Source organism: Pseudomonas sp. P5_B2 (assembly GCF_056400445.1).
Window position 1 is genome coordinate 1 of the sequence record NZ_JBFULH010000560.1, and the last position, 2642, is coordinate 2642.

At 59.5% G+C, this 2642-nt stretch carries 4 protein-coding genes; all 4 read left to right on the top strand.

Annotated elements, in window-relative coordinates; translation table 11 throughout:
* A partial coding sequence (locus AC1DRJ_RS23930) for a fumarylacetoacetate hydrolase family protein (RefSeq protein ID WP_477804328.1) occupies window positions 1-395 on the top strand: 395 nt, incomplete at its 5' end.
* Window positions 396-404: 9 nt separating this feature from the next.
* Window positions 405-1409 carry an NAD-dependent epimerase/dehydratase family protein gene (locus AC1DRJ_RS23935; protein ID WP_477804329.1) on the top strand — a complete coding sequence of 335 codons (1005 nt, stop codon included), beginning with the start codon at window positions 405-407 and terminating at the stop codon, window positions 1407-1409.
* Entirely contained in the window at window positions 1387-2181 is a 795-nt protein-coding gene (locus tag AC1DRJ_RS23940) for a cyclase family protein (protein WP_150779891.1), read from the top strand. The genes AC1DRJ_RS23935 and AC1DRJ_RS23940 overlap by 23 nt, the downstream gene beginning before the upstream one ends.
* 62 nt (window positions 2182-2243) lie before the next feature.
* A partial coding sequence (locus AC1DRJ_RS23945; RefSeq protein ID WP_477804330.1) for a sulfatase-like hydrolase/transferase occupies window positions 2244-2642 on the top strand: 399 nt, incomplete at its 3' end.

Consider the following 2642-nt stretch of genomic DNA (forward strand, 5'->3'; position numbering starts at 1 on the left):
TCGCCCCGCTGGCCATCACACCAGACGAACTGGGCGATGCCTGGCGTGACGGACGCGTGCATTTGCCCTTGCAGGTGCACTGGAATGGCCAATGGTTTGGTCATCCGCACGGCGGGCAGATGAACTTCAGTTTTGGCCAGTTGATCGCCCATGCCGCGCTGACTCGCAGGTTGGGCGCGGGCACGCTGATTGGTTCCGGCACAGTCTCCAATGCCGAGCGCAGTGTCGGTTCAGCCTGCATCGCYGAGCGTCGAGCGATTGAAATGATCGAACAGGGGGCCGCACAAACCGGCTTCATGCGTTTTGGTGACCGTGTGCACATGGATGTTCAGGGTAGCGACGGCCAGTCGTTGTTCGGCGCAATCGATCAACGTGTTGTTCAGGCTCAAGGCTGAGGGGCGCACATGCGAGTATTGATTACCGGTGCCAATGGTTTTGTGGGGCGTGAATTGGTGCGATGCCTGCTGGCGCGAGGCAGCTTGTGCAGTCGCGTCATCGACTCATTGCTGGTGCTGGATACCGACCTGCAAGGATTGCCGGAGGACCCGCGCTTGCGCCGTCATTACGGCAGCATTACCGATGTGGCCTTGATGCGCCGGGTGTTGGCCGACGGCATTGATGTGGTGTTCCATCTGGTCAGTATCCCCGGTGGCGCCGCCGAAGAGCAGTACGAACTGGGTTATCAGGTCAACCTGTTGGCCAGCCTGGAATTGCTCAATCAATTGCGCAACAAAGCGTTACCGCCGGTGCTGGTGTACGCCAGCAGTGTGGCGGTGTACGGCGGCCATTTGCCGGCGAAAATGACCGAGCAGGCCGAGCTGCGGCCGCAATTGTCTTATGGCACGCACAAAGCCATGGTCGAGAGCGCCGTTATCGACATCGGCCGGCGTGGGGAAGTGGACGGCCGCGTGCTGCGCCTGCCAGGCATCGTCGCCCGTCCGCGTGAACCCAATGGCTTGCGCTCGGCATTCATGAGCGATTTGATGCGGGCATTTGCCGAGGGCGAGACCTATCGTTGCCCTGTCTCCGCGCAAGCAACAGCGTGGTGGATGTCGGCGCGTTGCTGTGTAAACAACCTGATTCACGCCGCCGAACTCGATAGCAGCGATTGGGAGTCGCAACGGGTATGGCAGTTGCCGGTGCTGCATCTGTCCATTGCCCAAGTGGTGGACGCATTGGCGGCGACTTATGGCCAAGAACGTCGCAGCCTGATCAGCCATGTCCCCGATACCCAGCTGGAAGCGTTGTTTGGGCGCATGCCGCCACTGAAAACCCCGCAGGCGCGTGCAGCCGGTTTCAGCCATGACGGCAACGCTGCCACGCTGATTCGCAACGCCCTGAACCCCGCCGCCCCACGTCATTTGTCGCTCACTGGAGACACGATTCATGTCGCAGCCAATCAAGCCTAAACGTCGTCTTGTTGACCTCTCGGTCACCCTCGACAACAACCCCTACACCGATCCACCTCCGCTGTTGCCGAAGATTGATTACATGGACCACCAGCAAGGCTGGCCGGAGATGGCGGCGATGTTCCCTGGGTTGCAACTCGATCAAATGCCAGGCAACGAATCCTGGGCGGCCGAACGGCTGCACATCACCACCCACAGCGGAACGCATATGGATGCGCCCTGGCATTACGCCTCGACCACTGATGGCGGTCAGCCGGCGTTTGGCATCGACGAATTGCCGCTGGATTGGTGCTTGCAACCTGGCGTGAAGCTGGACTTCCGGCACATGGCGGACGGGCACGTGGTGACGGCCGATGAGATCGAAGCCGAGCTGGCGCGAATTGGCCATGAATTGCAGCCGCTGGATATCGTGCTGATCAACACCCGTGCCGGGGCGATATTTGGTCAGCCGGGTTATCTCGATGCGGGCGTCGGAATTGGCCGTGAAGCCACCTTGTATCTACTGGAGCGCGGGGTGCGTGTCGTCGGCACCGATGCCTGGAGTTGGGACGCCCCCTTCAAGTACACCCGCGAGCGTTTTGCCGCTGACGGTGATGCCTCGATCATTTGGGAAGGGCACAAAGCCGGGCGCGATATCGGTTATGGGCAAATGGAAAAGCTCGCCAACCTTGAAGCCCTGCCGGCCAGCGGGTTCGTGGTTTCGTGCTTCCCCTACAAGATCAAGCACGCATCAGCGGGGTTTGTTCGCGCAGTGGCGATATTCGAAGAATAAGCACCGCGCCGGGCCCGTATCAAAACCCATGGTCGTCGATTAAACACAATAAGAGAGAAAACATGCCTCTTTTGCGCATGCCCCTGACGTTATTGTTGGGTGCACTGACACTCAGTAGCAGCCTGGCGATAGCGGCCAGTGCTGATGCGAAGCAACCGAATATTTTGCTGATTATGGCCGACGACCTGGGGTATTCCGACTTGGGTAATTATGGCGGTGAAATCAATACACCCACGCTGGATGAACTCGCCCATCAAGGCTTGCAGTTCACCAGCATGTACGCGGCACCGACCTGCTCGATCACACGCTCCATGCTGATGTCCGGCACCGACAACCACCTCGCCGGGCTTGGCACCATGGCTGAAGCCTTACAGCCGTTTCAACGGGGGAAGCCGGGATATGAGGGTTACCTGAATCAACGTTCTTATTCGATTGCCGAGTTGCTGAAGGAGGGCGGTTAC